Origin of the sequence: Streptosporangium sp. NPDC049376, assembly GCF_044466505.1 — a bacterium.
Classification (GTDB): Bacteria; Actinomycetota; Actinomycetes; order Streptosporangiales; family Streptosporangiaceae; genus Streptosporangium.
Genome location: NZ_JBITMT010000002.1, coordinates 207,846 through 222,558, shown reverse-complemented (window position 1 = coordinate 222,558; position 14,713 = coordinate 207,846). Strand labels below are relative to the sequence as shown.

Here is a 14,713-nt window from a genome sequence, read left to right as displayed (position 1 = left end):
TACCTTGAGGTGGCCGACACTTCCGGGAGACGTCCATGGGCAAGTTAGACGGAATGGACCCCAAGCTGGTCCGTGATCTGCTGTCCGAGGTCCGACAGGCGGCGGAGCGCATGCGGACGACGGAGGGCCGGGTCGCTCGCATGATGAGCGCCGCGGGGCTGTCCGCGCAGTCCACGCACCGCCCCGTCCAGGTCGCGGAGTCATGCGACATCATGGTCCGCGACGTCTCCTCCCGGGTCGAACTCCTGGAGAAGAGGGTCAAGCAGGAGGGCGGCTCCCCGGCGGGACAACCGGTGTCGAGCGGCGAGAAGGCCGAAGACCACAAGGAGAAGACGTCCGGGGTCGCGGACGCCAGGGGCGAGGCCTCCAAGGAGACGGACGCCAAGGGCGCCGACGCGAAGGATCACGCGAAGCCGGCCGCCCCCAAGGCGGAGGATCTCAAGCCCGCCGTACGGCCGGACGACGACCAGAAGCACAAGCCGGACGCGGGACCGAAGGACGGGCACTCGGGTTCCGACACCAAACCCGACCCCAAGCCCGACGCGGGCTCCAAGGGCGACGAACGTTCCCCCAGAGAGGGGCATTCGTCCTCTTCCGGTGGTCGTACGGACTCCGACGCCAAGCCCGACGCGGGTTCCAAGGGCGATGAGCGGTCTCCGAGGGACGGGCATCCGGACCCCGACACCAAGCCCGATGCCAAACCTGACGCGAAACCGGATGCCAAGCACGACACGGGTTCCAAGGGTGACGAGCGGTCTCCCAGAGATGGGCATCCGGGTCCCGACACCAAGCACGACGCGGGTTCCAAGGGTGACGAGCGTTCCGACACGAAGCCGGACAACGCCTCCAAGGGTGACGAGCGTTCGCCGAGGGGCGGCCATTCGGGTCCCGACGCCAAGCCCGATGCCGGTTCCAAGGGTGACGAGCGGTCTCCGAGGGGCGGGGATTCCCCCTACGGGTCCTACGAGGACGCCGGCTCGAAGGGTGACGAGCGGCCTTCCGGAGAGGAGGACTCTTTCTACGGGTCCTCTGAGGGTGATTCCTCGTCGGATGCCAAGCCTGACGCCGGTTCGAAGGGCGACGAGCGGTCTCCCAGGGACGGGGACTCTCCCTACGGGTCCTACGAGGACGCCGGGGACGACTCCTCCTCGGACGCCAAGCCCGACGCCGGTTCCAAGGGGGACGAGCGTTCGCCCAGAAGCGACGGGAAGGTCGACATCCTCGACACCCCGCAGAAGGACCATCCCGACGACGTTGACCAGGCCGGCGGAAGCAAGGCGAAGGTCGTGGAGGTGGACGGGGCGAAGGTGCTGCAGATCCCCCTCGACTCGCCCACTGCGGAGCAGGTCAACACGCTGCTCGACCACATAGAGGACGTCCCGCTTCTCGACGCGGCGGACGGCGACCCGGACCCGGGCGGTACGGCCCCGCAGGCCTCCGGCCTCCAGACAGGAGACGCGGGCTCCCTTCCGCAGGGAGACGACGGCAACCCCGGTCTGCACAGTGGCCCCAGCGGTGCCGACTCCCACCAGGCGGGCAAGGCGGATCCGTACGAAGCGTTGCCGTCGGCCAAACCGGCCCTGCCCATCCCCGACACCGTCGAGCAGGCCCTCGACCCCGCCCCCCAGAACACGGGCACCCAGGCCGTCGGCGCCTTCTACGACGGCGGTACGACGGAGCAGGCGGGCACCCACACGACCACCGCGAACACCCACGCGGCCGGAAGCCATGGGACGAGCACCCATGCCACGGGCACGCACGCGGTGAACACCCACGCGGCGGGTACCCATCCGGCCTCCGACGGCGCTCACAAGACGATCATCAACACCGGGTCCGTTCACCCGGTGGCCCACTCCGCGGACCCGAAGGACGGGGTGCTCGCGCAGTGGGCCAAGGAAGCCGATGAGACCGGAGGCAAGGGAGGGGCCGGCGGGTTCTACGGCGACGACTGGGAGGAGGAAGGGACGTGGAAGTCCACGAGCGACGGACAGGGTGACTCGCGGGGGGCCGTCCTGCGGGAGGACCCGTCACGGCCGTCCACGCCGTCCGGTCCCGGTGCGGTGAAGTGAACGTGAGGAGTCTGTGATGTTCGTCGATCCGCCCGCTCCACAGCCGTTGCAGCCGGGGGAGACCCCGCCCGTCTCCGGGAGCCCGGGGCTGCCCACACCGGACATGGCCGTCTCCTGGGAGTTCAATCCCGACTACCAGCGGCTGGTCATGATGTGGCGGCAGGTGCTGTCAGAGCTTGACGCGCTGACCTCAAGCCTGGACAAGGCCTATCAGATGGCCAGGAGCAAGGACGTCTGGGACGCCCCTGTCTCCGGGCGCTACGTGGAGGAGATGGCCGAGTGGCGCACCCGGCTCGGCCTCTACCGGCAGGCGATCCTGACCTCCATCAGTGATCAGGCGGCCGACACGCCCAGGTGGATACCCGTCAACGCGGGGGCACCGCACGCCTTCTCGTGAGGCGCCCACGGGCCTGCGCCCACGGGGAAACGCTCCCCTGGCGTGGGGCGTAGACGGCGGACAGGCATACAGTGGGGTGAGACGTCATCCCCGGGATGTGAACCATGGGTGCTGAGCCGTACTACGGGCCCGACTTCGGCCTCCTGCAGAGACAAGATCCCGAGATAGCGCAGGTCCTCGTCGACGAGCTCGAACGGGTCCGGGACGGTGTGCAGCTCATCGCCAGCGAGAACTCCGCCTCGCCCGCCGTGCTCGCCGCGCTCGGGTCGACGCTGACCAACAAGTACGCCGAGGGCTATCCCGGCAGGCGCTACTACGCGGGGTGCGAGGTCGTCGACCGCGCCGAGCGCCTCGCGGTCGAGCGGGCCAGACGCCTGTTCGGCGCGGACCACGTCAACGTGCAACCCCACTCCGGCACCTCTGCCAACCTGGCGGCCTACGCGGCGCTGCTCCAGCCGGGCGACACCGTGCTGGCCATGGCGCTGCCGCACGGCGGCCACCTCACCCACGGCTCCCGGGTCAACTTCTCCGGCCGCTGGTTCGGTGTCGTGGCGTACGGCGTGCGCAGGGACACCGAGCTGATCGACTACGACGAGGTCAGGGAACTGGCGCTGCGGCACCAGCCCAAGATGATCATCTGCGGTGCCACGGCCTATCCGCGGCGGATCGACTTCGCGGCCTTCAGGGGCATCGCGGACGAGGTCGGGGCCTGGCTGCTGGCCGACATCGCGCACACCGTGGGGCTGATGGCCGGAGGGGCCATGCCGTCCGCCGTGCCGTACGCGGACGTGGTGACCTTCACCACGCACAAGGCGCTACGCGGGCCGAGGGGCGGCGGGATCATGTGCACCGAGGAACTGGCGGGCAGGATCGACCGCGCGGTCTTCCCGTTCACCCAGGGCGGCCCGCTCATGCACGCGATCGCGGCCAAGGCCGTCGCCTTCGGGGAGGCGCTCAGTCCCGAGTTCGCCGAGTACGCCCGTCAGGTGGTCGCCAACGCCCAGACGTTGGCCGACGGACTGGCCGCCGAGGGCATGCGGCCCGTCTCCGGGGGCACCGACAGCCATCTCGCCCTGGTCGACCTGCGGGACACAGGGATCTCCGGAGCCCTCGCCGAACAGCGGTGCGCCTCCGCGGGCATCACGCTCAACCGCAACGCGATCCCCTACGATCCGGAACCACCCACGGTGACCTCGGGAATCCGGGTCGGCACCCCCTGCGTCACCACCCAGGGGATGGGAGCCGAGGAGATGAAGGAGATCGCCTCGATGGTGGCGCGGGTCGTCAAGGACCCGGCCGCCGTGGCGGAGACCAGAGAGCGGGCGAGGGAGCTGGCACACGCCCACCAGACATATGCCAGGGAACTATGAGGCGTTCTGTCACGGTTTTCGGTCACAGATGGCCCGACTATCAGAGAAACTAGGTCCGTGCGCGAATACCTACTCATGGCACTGGTCGCGGCGGCGGCCACGTACCTGCTGGTCCCACTGGTCCGCGTGTTCGCCATCCGCATCGGCGCGATGCCGGAGGTCCGTGACCGTGACGTGCACACCGTCCCGACCCCCAGACTCGGCGGCCTGGCCATGTACGGCGGACTCGTCGCCGGCCTGCTGATCGCGAGCAGCCTGCCGTACGCGGGAGGCAAGCTGGGGGAGGAGACCTTCGCCGGCGGCAACACCGCGATCGCGCTGATCGCGGCGGGCGGCCTGATCACGCTCACCGGCTTCCTCGACGACTGGTGGGGGATGAGCGCGCTGGTCAAGCTGGCCGGGCAGATCGGCGCCGCGGGCGTCCTGGTGGCCTTCGACGTCACCCTGCCGTGGCTTCCGCTGCCCAACGCCATGGGCGGGCCGTTCGGCCTCGATTCGACGCTCCGCCCGTTGATCACCATCCTGGTCGTGGTCGTCGCGATCAACGCGGTGAACTTCGTCGACGGGCTCGACGGGCTCGCCGCCGGGATCGTCGGCATCGCCGCGATGGCCACCTGGGTCTACTCCGTCGTCCTGTCCAGTTACTACGGCAACACCAGCATCAACGTCACGGCGGTCATCGCCTCGGTGCTGATCGGTGTCTGCCTGGGCTTCCTGCCGCACAACTTCCATCCGGCGAAGATCTTCATGGGTGACACCGGGGCGATGTTGCTCGGGCTGGTCCTGTCCTCCACGATGATCACCATCACGCCGCTCGACTCGACCACCATCAACCGCTTCCCGGTCATCCTGCCGCTGCTGGTGCCCGTCGCCATCCTGGTGCTTCCGCTGCTCGACCTGATCATGGCGGTGATCCGGCGCACCTCGAACGGTCTGTCGCCTTTCGCGCCCGACCGGGGCCACCTGCACCACCGGCTGCTGGACATCGGCCACTCGCACCGGCGCACGGTGCTGATCATGTACGCCTGGACGATCCTGTTCGCCTTCACCGTTGTGGCGATGGCCGTTGAGGGCCTCCCGCTTGTGCTGTTCCTGCTGACCTTCCTGCTGGCGGTCGTGGTGCTGGTGGTGATGGCGCTGCCCAGCTGGCGCGCGCGCAGGAACGCGGGGGGCGGCCGCCACGTGCGTTCGGACGCGGAGCCGTCCTCCGTCCAGCCGGCACCGCCGTTCCCCGCTCAGCCTCCGTATCCCCCCGGCCCTCCCGGCGCCCCCATGGCCGCCCTGGGAGCACCGGTGGCCTATCCGCCCGCCCCTCAGGTGCCCGGTGTGGGAGAGGACACGGCTGTGCTGTCGGCGCTCCCCGGACCCGGTTTCTCCAACCCGGAGACGCTGCCCTGAGGTCGTTCGGTGTGTGATCCGTCACTGTACGGCTGGGGCCGGTGTCTCCCCGTGCCCCTTCCCGGGCGTGTGATGCCCCTGTGAGGACGCCGGGCGTGAGCCTCGGCCGTCCCGGCGACGGGAACGGCGGTGACCTCCCGCACACGTCCGGTGGCGGGATATCGGACACGGATTCCCGGTAGGGGAAAACAGAGCGAACCCCGAGAAGTGATCTCTTTCTTCATGAATGCCGGTCGGTTCATCGTGCTTCGGTGGGCGGGGATGGGAGATCGCCCCGCAGGGTGATGCATGGGATTGTCGTCCTATGAGATGTGAAGTCTGAATTGTTGCTGGAGTGATCTCCGCGTGGGGTCGATGAGAGGTATGAAAGCCGCAATTCGGATGCGTTCTTCGGTGCCGTCGTCCGGTCCGGGCAGGACGGCCCTCTCCGGGAGCGCGAGTCGCTCCTCGCGGCGGGGGGTGGGGGCTCCGTGGAGAGATCGCTGATCAGAGGTGGGCGGTGCCGTACGTCGTGGGGGCGTGGAGGGGCCGACGCCGACGTCCACGGTGGAATCCGGGGTAAGGTCATGACTCCGTATAACGAATCCCTGATTCGGGTGCCGCTTTACTCCGGGCTCGGAAGGCCGTGTTCGATCCCGGTCAGGCAGAGTTCGTATTCGTTTGATTTTGCGCATGAGAGGCATTAAGGGAAAACAGTTCTTTTTCCCTGGTTAATGGTGCGGCGAAATCGATTGCGAACCGCAGGGGGCGGAAAAGGGTATGCTCGTTCGCCGGGATCGGTGGCCTGTATCCACCGGTCCGCGGGGGTCGGGTGAGCCGTCAGGGGTGCCGACGGCCCGGTGCGGCCGAATGCCGCTTTCCTGTGGAAGGCGCGCCGGTCGTTCCGGAGGGCGCCGGGTCGTGCCGGGTCCGGCCGCCGAACACTTCTTGATCGTTTACTTGAAACGGCAGGTAAAGGCGGCCTTCGAGAGCTTGTGATAGCTTTCACTAGCAGGCAGGCGTCATGAACGCATCCTGCGCCGTAGCAATTGCTCGCTTGATAACCGTACCTGGAGCACCGATGCAGGCCAACGATCTCCAAGTTCTCAAAGCCGCCGCGATCCCCACGGCGCTACTGGGGCTGGTCGCCGTTGTCGTCTCCGCGGTCCTCTCGGGCGGCAAGGGGGCACTGGGAGCGGGCATAGGCGTCCTCGTGGTCGGCGCCTTCTTCACGATCGGCCTGCTGGCCGTCGTCTACGCGGCCCGGATCTCGCCCACGATGATGATGGCCGCCGCGATGGGCGTCTTCTTCACCAAGATCCTCGCGCTGGTGGTGCTGCTGACCGCCTTCGAGGACACCACCGTGTGGAGCCCGATGGCCTTCGCCCTGACGGTCATCGCGTGCACGATCTGCTGGACGGCCGGTGAGGCACGCGGCTTCCTGAAACTCCGGATCCTCTACGTCGACCCCGACGCCACGGTGCCCGGCCAGTTCGGGAGCAAGCGATGACAAGTCGCGATCTTCACAGCCCGTCCCCTAAGCTCGTCATGGCAGACGAGGCGGGACCGGTCACGGTCGGCCCTCCCGGGAGAGAGAACCCTGGAGGCTGGCCCGGTATGACTAGTCAGAGCCCCGCCTGCTATTGTCGCGTGCGCGATAAACATCGCGATAGACGAAGGTAGAGGAACGTCCTTCGGAGCCATCGAGCCCTGGTCTCCTCACCATCTTCACCCTCCTCGTCCGGCCGGCCTGCATACGGCGCGGCAGCCGGATGACACCCTCTTGACCAATCATCACGACGAAGGGAACGCCGAGTGAGCGCCGCGCTGACGCCTCTCGCCTCCGAGGAGTTCCATGCTCCGGGGCTCGGCATATTCGACTGGCCGCCGCTCGTCGAAGGTCAGGCCTGGTTCAACAAGCCCGCTCTCCTCGCCTTCATCGGCGGATTGCTGGTCATAGCCTTCGCCTTCGCCGCCTTCTCCCGGCCCAAGCTGGTGCCCAGGGGCGTGCAGAACGTCGGCGAACTCGCCTACGAGTTCGTCCGCGAGCAGATCGCCAGGCCGAACCTCGGCAGGGACAGCGACCGGTGGATGCCGCTGCTGTTCACCATGTTCCTCTTCGTGTGGATCATGAACCTGTTCGGCTCCATCATCTTCATCCAGTTCCCGGTGATGTCACGCATCGGTTATCCCGCGGTCCTCGCGATCGGGGTGTGGGTGCTGGTGATGTACCTGGGCATCAAGAACCAGGGCCCCATCAAGTTCTTCACGAACGTGATGTTCCCGCCCGGCCTGCCGACCTGGATCTACTTCCTGGTCGCGCCGATCGAGCTCATCTCCACGTTCTTCCTGCGTCACATCACGCACGCGATCCGGTTGTTCGCCACCATGATGGCCGGTCACCTGATCATCGCCCTGTTCTCCGAGGTCGGCTGGCACTTCCTGTTCGTCCAGCTGACCCCGCTCGGCGCTCCGGTGGGCGTGCTCGGGGTCGTCATGACGATCCTGCTGACGGCCTTCGAGTTGTTCATCCAGGCGCTGCAGGCCTACGTGTTCGCGTTGCTGACCGCCATGTTCATCAACGACGCCCTGCACGCCGCGCACTAAGACTTTTCCCTCTCACCGCCAGAGAACCCCGGTGGACACTCCACTGGTCGATAGAAAAGGAAACCAACCAATGAGTGGTCTGCTCGCCGAAGTGACCGGCAACCTCGGTTCCATCGGCTACGGCCTCGCAGCGATCGGCCCCGGTGTCGGCATCGGCATCATCTTCGGTCAGGGTGTGCAGGCCATCGCCCGCCAGCCCGAGGCCTACGGCCTGATCCGCCAGAACATGATCCTGGGCTTCGTGTTCGCCGAGGCGCTCGCGCTGATCGGTATCGCGCTCGCGTTCGTCTTCCGGGCCTGAGAAACACCACCCCGCTCTGACGGAAGGCAGCACCCATGTATCTCCTAGCGGCAGAGGAAGCAAGCAATCCGCTTGTGCCCAACGTGGCCGAGATGGTCGTCGGCGGGTTCGCGTTCCTGGTCGTCCTCTTCATCGTCGGGCGTCTCCTGGTTCCCCGTATCCAGAAGACCCTGGCCGAGCGCGTCGACGCGATCGAGGGCGGCCTGAAGCGAGCCGCCGACGCTCAGGAAGAGGCGCAGCGGGCCCTCAAGCAGTACCGCGACCAGCTGGCCGAGGCTCGTCACGAGGCGTCCCGCCTGCGTGAAGAGGCCCGGGAGCAGGGCGCGCAGATCAAGGCCGAGCTCCGCGAGGAGGCGCAGGCCGAGGCCCGTCGTCTCATCGAGGCCGCGCACGCCCAGATCGAGGCCGACCGCCAGCAGGCGTTCGCCCAGCTTCGCACGGAGATCGGCCGCCTGTCGGTCGACCTCGCCGGTCGTATCGTCGGTGAGTCCCTCCAGGACGAGGCGCGCCAGCGCCGTACCGTCGACCGGTTCCTTGAGGAGCTTGAGGCCGGCAGCAGCGCGGCGGTTCGCTGATGCGAGGTCTGAGCAGGGCTTCGCTGGCCGAGGTCGAAGAGCGCTTCAACGCCGTCGCGGGAAGCGCCGACCTCGGCTCGCTGGCCGACGAGCTTTTCGCGGTCGCCGACCTGTTCGACCGTGAGCACGGGCTCCGGCGCTATATGTCCGACCCGGCCCGCCCGGCGTCCCAGAAGGCCCAGGCCGTACGGGTTCTGCTGGAGGGCAAGGTCAGCGGTGCCGCCCTGGAGACGGTCATCCAGGCCGTCTCCGTCAGGTGGTCCGGCTCCGGAGACCTGGCCGACGCCCTTGAGCGGCTCGGCGTCGTCGCCGCCTCGGCCGAGGCCGAGGCACAGAGCAAACTCGACGACGTCGAGGACGAACTGTTCAGGTTCGGGCGCATCGTCGCCTCGAACCTGGACCTGCAGCGCGTCCTGGCCGACCCCGCCGTCACCGGACAGGCCAAGCAGGAGCTGCTCGGCTCCCTGCTCGACGGCAAGGTCGCCCCCACCACGCTCCGTCTGGTCACGCAGCTTGTGCTGCATCCGCGAGGACGTAGCCTGGACAGAGGGCTGGACGAGTTCGGCAGCCTGGTCGCCGCCCAGAGGCAGCGCCTCGTCGCGGTGGTGCGCAGCGCGGTCGAGCTTTCCGAGGAGCAGAAGCGGCGTCTCGCCACGTGGCTCCGCACCTCGTACGGCCGCGACGTTCACCTGAACGTCGAGGTGGACCCGCGAGTGCTCGGAGGGTTCTCGGTGCGGATCGGGGACGACCTCATCGACACCACGATCGCGGGACGAATCGAAGAAGTCCGCCGCCGGTTGGCCGGCTAGGCGAATAGGGAGACTGAAGAGAGATGGCGGAGCTTACGATCCGGCCGGACGAGATCCGGGACGCGCTTGAGCGCTTCGTCCAGGCGTACGAGCCGGAAGGCGCCGCGCGCGAGGAGATCGGGACCGTCGTCGACTGCGGCGACGGTATCGCCCATGTCTCCGGCCTTCCCTCGGCGATGGCGAACGAGCTGCTTGAGTTCGAGGACGGTACGCGCGGCCTGGCACTGAACCTGGACGTCCGGGAGATCGGTGTCGTTGTTCTGGGCGACTTCAGCAAGATCGAGGAGGGCCAGTCGGTCCGCAGGACGGGCGAGGTCCTGTCCGTGCCGGTCGGCGACTCCTTCCTCGGCCGAGTGGTCGACCCGCTGGGTGTTCCGCTGGACGGCAAGGGTGCCATCGAGTCCGAGGGCCTGCGCGCCCTTGAGCTCCAGGCCCCGTCGGTCGTTCAGCGCCAGCCGGTCAAGGAGCCGCTGCAGACCGGCCTCAAGGCGGTTGACGCCATGACGCCGATCGGCCGCGGCCAGCGTCAGCTGATCATCGGTGACCGTGGCACCGGCAAGACCGCCATCGCCGTGGACACCATCCTCAACCAGCGGGAGAACTGGCTCTCCGGCGACCCCGAGAAGCAGGTTCGCTGCGTCTACGTCGCCGTCGGTCAGAAGGGCTCCACGATCGCGCAGGTCAAGGGCCGCCTTGAGGAGGCGGGCGCGATGGAGTACACCACCATCGTCGCCGCCCCGGCCTCCGACCCCGCCGGTTACAAGTACCTCGCCCCCTACACCGGCTCGGCCATCGGCCAGCACTGGATGTACCAGGGCAAGCACGTCCTCATCGTCTTCGACGACCTGACCAAGCAGGCCGACGCCTACCGCGCCGTCTCCCTGCTGCTGCGCCGCCCGCCGGGCCGTGAGGCCTTCCCCGGCGACGTCTTCTACTTGCACTCCCGTCTGCTGGAGCGCTGCGCGAAGCTGTCGAAGGAGATGGGCGCGGGCTCGATGACCGGTCTGCCGATCATCGAGACCAAGGGCAACGACGTCTCGGCGTTCATCCCGACCAACGTCATCTCCATCACCGACGGTCAGTGCTTCCTTGAGACCGACCTGTTCAACTCGGGTGTGCGTCCGGCCATCAACGTCGGTGTCTCCGTCTCCCGAGTCGGTGGCTCCGCGCAGATCAAGGCGATGCGCAAGGTCGCGGGCACGCTGCGTCTGTCGCTGTCGCAGTTCCGTGACCTGGAGGCCTTCGCCTCCTTCGCCTCCGACCTGGACGCGGCCTCCCGCGCCCAGCTGGAGCGCGGCCAGCGCCTGGTCGAGCTGCTCAAGCAGCCGCAGTACGCCCCCTTCCCCATCGAGAAGCAGGTCGTCTCGGTCTGGGCCGGCACCACGGGCGAGCTGGACGACGTCCCCGTCGAGGACATCCGCCGCTTCGAGGCGGAGTTCCTGGACTACGTCGCCAGGGAGAAGAAGGGCGTCTTCGACAGCATCCGCGAGACGAAGGACCTCTCCGACGACACGGTGACCGCCCTCAAGGACGGCATCACCGAGTTCAAGAAGACCTTCGAGACCTCGTCGGGCGAGCTGCTGGTCAACGAGGAGCCGGTCGCCGCGCTGTCCGCGGACGAGGTCGGCCAGGAGAAGATCACCAAGCACGTCCGCTCTGCCGAGAAGAAGTAGCCGATGGGTGCCCAGCTAAGACTGCTGCGGCGGCGGATCAAGTCGGTCAGGTCCACGGCGAAGATCACCCGCGCCCAGGAGCTCATCGCCTCGTCGCGCATCGTCAAGGCGCAGCAGCGTATGCAGGCGGCCGTGCCGTACGAGCGTGAGATCACCCGCGCCGTCACGGGCGTCGTCAGCAACACCAGCAGCGTCGACCACCCGCTGACGGTGTCGAAGGAGCGGCCCGCCAAGGCGGCCGTGCTCATCGTCACCAGTGACCGCGGGTTCTGCGGTGGCTTCAACGCCAACATCCTGCGTGAGGCCGAGGCCCTCGGCACGCTGCTGAAGGGCAAGGGCATCACGCCGGTTCCCTTCGTGGTCGGTCGTAAGGGCATCGCCTGGCACACCTTCCGCGGCCGCGAGATGGGCGGGAAGTGGGACGGCTTCTCCGACAACCCGTCCTACACCCACGCCAAGCAGATCGCGGACACGCTGATCGAGGCGTTCTCGGCGCAGGACGGGGTGGACGAGATCCACATCGTCTCGACCGGGTTCGTCTCGATGCTCACGCAGGAGGTCGCGGTCAGGCGGATTCTCCCGCTTGAGATCGAGGAGACCACCGCGAAGCCGGAGACGCCGCTGCCGTACTTCGAGTTCGAGCCCACCGCGGGCGCCGTGCTCGACACGCTGCTGCCGCGTTACGTGGAATCGCGTATCTTCAGCGCGCTGCTCCAGTCGGCCGCCTCCGAGCACGCCTCGCGTCGCCGGGCCATGAAGTCGGCGACCGACAACGCCAACGAGCTGATCCGTGTGTTCACCATGCAGATGAACCAGGCTCGCCAGGCCGAGATCACCCAGGAAATCAGCGAGATCGTCGGTGGCGCCAACGCGCTGGCTGACGCCGCAGCGGGGAAAGAGTGAAATGACTGCACAGACTGTTGAGACCGGCGTGGGCCGCGTCGCGCGGGTCACCGGTCCCGTCGTCGACGTGGAGTTCCCCGTCGAGGCGATGCCCGATATCTACAACGCGCTGAAGGTCGACGTCCTCCTCGCGGGGGAGACCAAGACCCTGACCCTGGAGGTCGCCCAGCACCTGGGTGACAACCTGGTCCGCGCCATCTCCATGCAGCCCACCGACGGTGTGACCCGTGGCGCTCCGGTGACCGACACCGGTGCCGCGATCTCCGTGCCGGTCGGCGACGTCGTCAAGGGCCACGTGTGGAGCACCCTGGGCGAGTCCCTGGACGTGCCGACCGCGTCGCTGAAGATCGAGGAGCGCTGGGGCATCCACCGTCCCTCGCCCTCCTTCGACTCCCTTGAGTCGCGCACCGAGATGCTGCCCACCGGCATCAAGGTCATCGACCTGCTCACCCCGTACGTCAAGGGTGGAAAGATCGGTCTGTTCGGTGGCGCCGGTGTCGGCAAGACCGTTCTGATCCAGGAGATGATCCGCCGAGTCGCGCTGAAGTTCTCGGGCACCTCGGTGTTCGCGGGCGTCGGCGAGCGCACCCGTGAGGGTAACGACCTCTGGCTGGAGATGGAGGAGGCGAACGTCCTCAAGGACACCGCCCTCGTCTTCGGCCAGATGGACGAGCCCCCGGGCACCCGTCTGCGCGTCGCGCTCTCCGCCCTCACCATGGCGGAGTACTTCCGTGACGTGCAGAAGCAGGACGTGCTTCTGTTCATCGACAACATCTTCCGGTTCACCCAGGCCGGTTCCGAGGTCTCCACCCTGCTCGGCCGTATGCCGTCCGCGGTGGGTTACCAGCCGACCCTGGCCGACGAGATGGGTGTTCTCCAGGAGCGCATCACCTCGACCCGCGGTCACTCGATCACCTCGATGCAGGCGATCTACGTCCCCGCGGACGACATCACCGACCCGGCCCCGCACAACGCGTTCGCGCACCTCGACGCGCAGACCGTTCTGTCCCGGCCGATCTCGGAGAAGGGCATCTACCCCGCGGTGGACCCGCTCGACTCCACCTCGCGGATCCTCGACCCGCTGATCCTCGGCGAGGAGCACTACCGCGTGGCCCAGGAGACCAAGCGGATTCTGCAGAAGTACAAGGAACTGCAGGACATCATCGCGATCCTGGGTATCGACGAGCTCTCCGAAGAGGACAAGGTCACCGTCAACCGGGCCCGCCGTATCGAGCGCTTCCTGTCGCACCCGATGTACGCCGCCGAGGCGTTCACCGGTCAGCCGGGTGAGTTCGTGCCGCTGGACGAGACGATCGCCTCGTTCAAGGGTCTGTGCGCCGGTGAGTACGACCACCTGCCCGAGCAGGCGTTCTTCATGGTCGGTGGCATCGAGCAGGCCATCGCCAAGGCCAAGGAACTCGCCCGCTAGTCGCCATCGGCACCGGTACGGCCCGGCCGTACCGGTGCCTGGTTCGAAAGGAACTCAGGAAAGTGGCGAAGCTGCGAGTAGGCGTTGTCTCGCCGGAGCGTGAGATCTGGTCGGGCGAGGCCGACATGGTGATTGCCAAGACCATTGACGGCGAGATCGGTATCATGCCTAAGCACGCGCCCGTGCTCGGCGTCCTCGTTGAGGGCGGCGTGCTGACGGTCAAGCGCGGCGGTGGCGAGCCCGACCTCGTCGCCGCGGTCCACGGAGGCTTCCTCTCGGTGGCGGACAACGAGGTGTCGATCCTGGCCGAGCTGGCCGAACTCGGCTCCGAGGTGGACGTCGCCGCCGCCAAGGACGCCCTCCAGCGGGCCCAGGCATCCATCGATGCCAACCAGGAGGACGTCGACGCCGCAATCGAGGTCAAGCGCGCCAGGGCAAGGTTGCGCGCGGCGGGCGAAGAAGTCGGATAAATTCTGCTTCTGAGCGCGGTATCGGTTGTTGGGGGCGGGGACATGGTGGTGCTGGACGTACTCATCGTCGTGGCGCTGCTGGCCGCCCTCCTCGCCTCCCGCGTGCTGATCCTGACCCGATCCCGGGGTTCGGTGCTGTGTTGCCTGCGTCCGATGTCGGGAGAACGAGGCTGGCGGGTCGGTGTGGCCCGCTACGCCGACGGTCACCTCAACTGGATTCCGCTCATAGGTCTGCTTCCAAGGCCGCGCCACGTGATCGTGAGGCGCGGCCTTGTCATTTCTGGGCGACGCAGGATCGGGTCGGACGAGTTTTACGGCTTCATCGAAGGTGTGACGGCGCTGGAGTGCCGCAACGAGCGTGTGGCGTTCGAGCTCGCGATGGGGTACCGGGCCTTGACCGGCTTCGTCGCCTGGCTGGAGTCCGCCCCGCCCAGCGCCCATCTCGACGTGGCCTGACCCTCCTGAGTGAGGGCGGTCCACCCCGGCATGGAAGATGGCCCGGACCTGGTGCGGTCCGGGCCATCCGGCGTTCTCAGGGGAGAACGCGGCCCCGGGGACGGTCCTATGAGTGACGGTGCGGGTTGTCACTCATACGGTGCCGTCCAACCGGGTCCACACGCCGTCACCGAGCCGGCGGCGGCTTTCGCCCTGAGGCGATTCGCCGATGAGGGTGCCGGGGGTTTGCCCGATGACGGGAGCCGACGGGCCTCGCGCGTGCCGGCGGGATCACCAC

General features: G+C 67.6%; 14 protein-coding genes. All 14 read left to right on the top strand.

Going from position 1 to position 14,713, the window contains the following annotated elements:
* Nucleotides 1–35: 35 nt before the first annotated feature.
* The 14 genes from ACIBVQ_RS06490 (at nt 36) to ACIBVQ_RS06425 (ending at nt 14,436) form a co-directional block, all read left to right on the top strand.
* Nucleotides 36–2,069, top strand: coding sequence for a hypothetical protein (locus tag ACIBVQ_RS06490; RefSeq protein WP_399176027.1), 2,034 nt, complete (start codon nt 36–38; stop codon nt 2,067–2,069).
* Nucleotides 2,070–2,085: 16 nt separating this feature from the next.
* Nucleotides 2,086–2,466 carry a hypothetical protein gene (locus ACIBVQ_RS06485; protein ID WP_399176025.1) on the top strand — a complete coding sequence of 127 codons (381 nt, stop codon included), beginning with the start codon at nt 2,086–2,088 and terminating at the stop codon, nt 2,464–2,466.
* 104 nt (nt 2,467–2,570) lie between these two features.
* Nucleotides 2,571–3,836 carry a serine hydroxymethyltransferase gene (gene glyA, locus ACIBVQ_RS06480; RefSeq protein ID WP_399176023.1) on the top strand — a complete coding sequence of 422 codons (1,266 nt, stop codon included), beginning with the start codon at nt 2,571–2,573 and terminating at the stop codon, nt 3,834–3,836.
* Nucleotides 3,837–3,893: 57 nt separating this feature from the next.
* Nucleotides 3,894–5,234 (top strand): MraY family glycosyltransferase, encoded by a 1,341-nt coding sequence (locus ACIBVQ_RS06475; RefSeq protein WP_362909853.1) that lies wholly within the window; start codon nt 3,894–3,896, stop codon nt 5,232–5,234.
* 1,060 nt (nt 5,235–6,294) lie between these two features.
* Nucleotides 6,295–6,723: a hypothetical protein gene (locus tag ACIBVQ_RS06470; protein WP_352009657.1), complete on the top strand. Its 429-nt coding sequence runs from the start codon at nt 6,295–6,297 to the stop codon at nt 6,721–6,723.
* Between the two features lie 305 nt (nt 6,724–7,028).
* On the top strand, nt 7,029–7,820 hold the full coding sequence (gene atpB, locus ACIBVQ_RS06465) for a F0F1 ATP synthase subunit A (RefSeq protein WP_399176020.1): 792 nt from the start codon (nt 7,029–7,031) through the stop codon (nt 7,818–7,820).
* A 70-nt stretch (nt 7,821–7,890) separates the two neighbouring features.
* On the top strand, nt 7,891–8,121 hold the full coding sequence (gene atpE / locus ACIBVQ_RS06460) for an ATP synthase F0 subunit C (protein ID WP_364073744.1): 231 nt from the start codon (nt 7,891–7,893) through the stop codon (nt 8,119–8,121).
* 35 nt (nt 8,122–8,156) lie between these two features.
* On the top strand, nt 8,157–8,696 hold the full coding sequence (locus tag ACIBVQ_RS06455) for a F0F1 ATP synthase subunit B (protein ID WP_352009654.1): 540 nt from the start codon (nt 8,157–8,159) through the stop codon (nt 8,694–8,696).
* Nucleotides 8,696–9,505 (top strand): F0F1 ATP synthase subunit delta, encoded by an 810-nt coding sequence (locus ACIBVQ_RS06450; RefSeq protein WP_352009653.1) that lies wholly within the window; start codon nt 8,696–8,698, stop codon nt 9,503–9,505. Before ACIBVQ_RS06455 ends, ACIBVQ_RS06450 begins: the two co-directional genes overlap by 1 nt.
* A gap of 23 nt (nt 9,506–9,528) precedes the next feature.
* Complete coding sequence (gene atpA / locus ACIBVQ_RS06445) at nt 9,529–11,178, top strand: F0F1 ATP synthase subunit alpha (RefSeq protein ID WP_352009652.1); 1,650 nt, start codon at nt 9,529–9,531, stop codon at nt 11,176–11,178.
* Between the two features lie 3 nt (nt 11,179–11,181).
* Entirely contained in the window at nt 11,182–12,081 is a 900-nt protein-coding gene (locus ACIBVQ_RS06440; RefSeq protein WP_352009651.1) for a F0F1 ATP synthase subunit gamma, read from the top strand.
* A 1-nt stretch (nt 12,082) separates the two neighbouring features.
* The gene (gene atpD, locus ACIBVQ_RS06435; RefSeq protein WP_352009650.1) at nt 12,083–13,510 is read left to right on the top strand and encodes a F0F1 ATP synthase subunit beta; all 1,428 of its coding nucleotides are present in this window, start codon (nt 12,083–12,085) and stop codon (nt 13,508–13,510) included.
* A gap of 62 nt (nt 13,511–13,572) precedes the next feature.
* A complete protein-coding gene (locus ACIBVQ_RS06430; RefSeq protein ID WP_399176016.1) occupies nt 13,573–13,980 on the top strand; it encodes a F0F1 ATP synthase subunit epsilon in 408 nt (135 codons plus the stop codon).
* A gap of 42 nt (nt 13,981–14,022) precedes the next feature.
* Nucleotides 14,023–14,436, top strand: coding sequence for a DUF2550 domain-containing protein (locus tag ACIBVQ_RS06425; protein WP_352009648.1), 414 nt, complete (start codon nt 14,023–14,025; stop codon nt 14,434–14,436).
* The last annotated feature ends 277 nt before the right edge of the window (nt 14,437–14,713 follow it).

Bases quoted from the DNA above. Each gene is read 5' to 3' on its own strand.
- ACIBVQ_RS06450 (WP_352009653.1), top strand. From the start codon at position 8,696: ATGCGAGGTCTGAGCAGGGCTTCGCTGGCCGAGGTCGAAGAGCGCTTC.
- ACIBVQ_RS06425 (WP_352009648.1), top strand. From the start codon at position 14,023: ATGGTGGTGCTGGACGTACTCATCGTCGTGGCGCTGCTGGCCGCCCTC.
- glyA (WP_399176023.1), top strand. From the start codon at position 2,571: ATGGGTGCTGAGCCGTACTACGGGCCCGACTTCGGCCTCCTGCAGAGA.
- atpD (WP_352009650.1), top strand. From the start codon at position 12,083: ATGACTGCACAGACTGTTGAGACCGGCGTGGGCCGCGTCGCGCGGGTC.
- ACIBVQ_RS06455 (WP_352009654.1), top strand. From the start codon at position 8,157: ATGTATCTCCTAGCGGCAGAGGAAGCAAGCAATCCGCTTGTGCCCAAC.
- ACIBVQ_RS06490 (WP_399176027.1), top strand. From the start codon at position 36: ATGGGCAAGTTAGACGGAATGGACCCCAAGCTGGTCCGTGATCTGCTG.
- ACIBVQ_RS06440 (WP_352009651.1), top strand. From the start codon at position 11,182: ATGGGTGCCCAGCTAAGACTGCTGCGGCGGCGGATCAAGTCGGTCAGG.
- atpE (WP_364073744.1), top strand. From the start codon at position 7,891: ATGAGTGGTCTGCTCGCCGAAGTGACCGGCAACCTCGGTTCCATCGGC.
- atpA (WP_352009652.1), top strand. From the start codon at position 9,529: ATGGCGGAGCTTACGATCCGGCCGGACGAGATCCGGGACGCGCTTGAG.
- ACIBVQ_RS06470 (WP_352009657.1), top strand. From the start codon at position 6,295: ATGCAGGCCAACGATCTCCAAGTTCTCAAAGCCGCCGCGATCCCCACG.
- ACIBVQ_RS06485 (WP_399176025.1), top strand. From the start codon at position 2,086: ATGTTCGTCGATCCGCCCGCTCCACAGCCGTTGCAGCCGGGGGAGACC.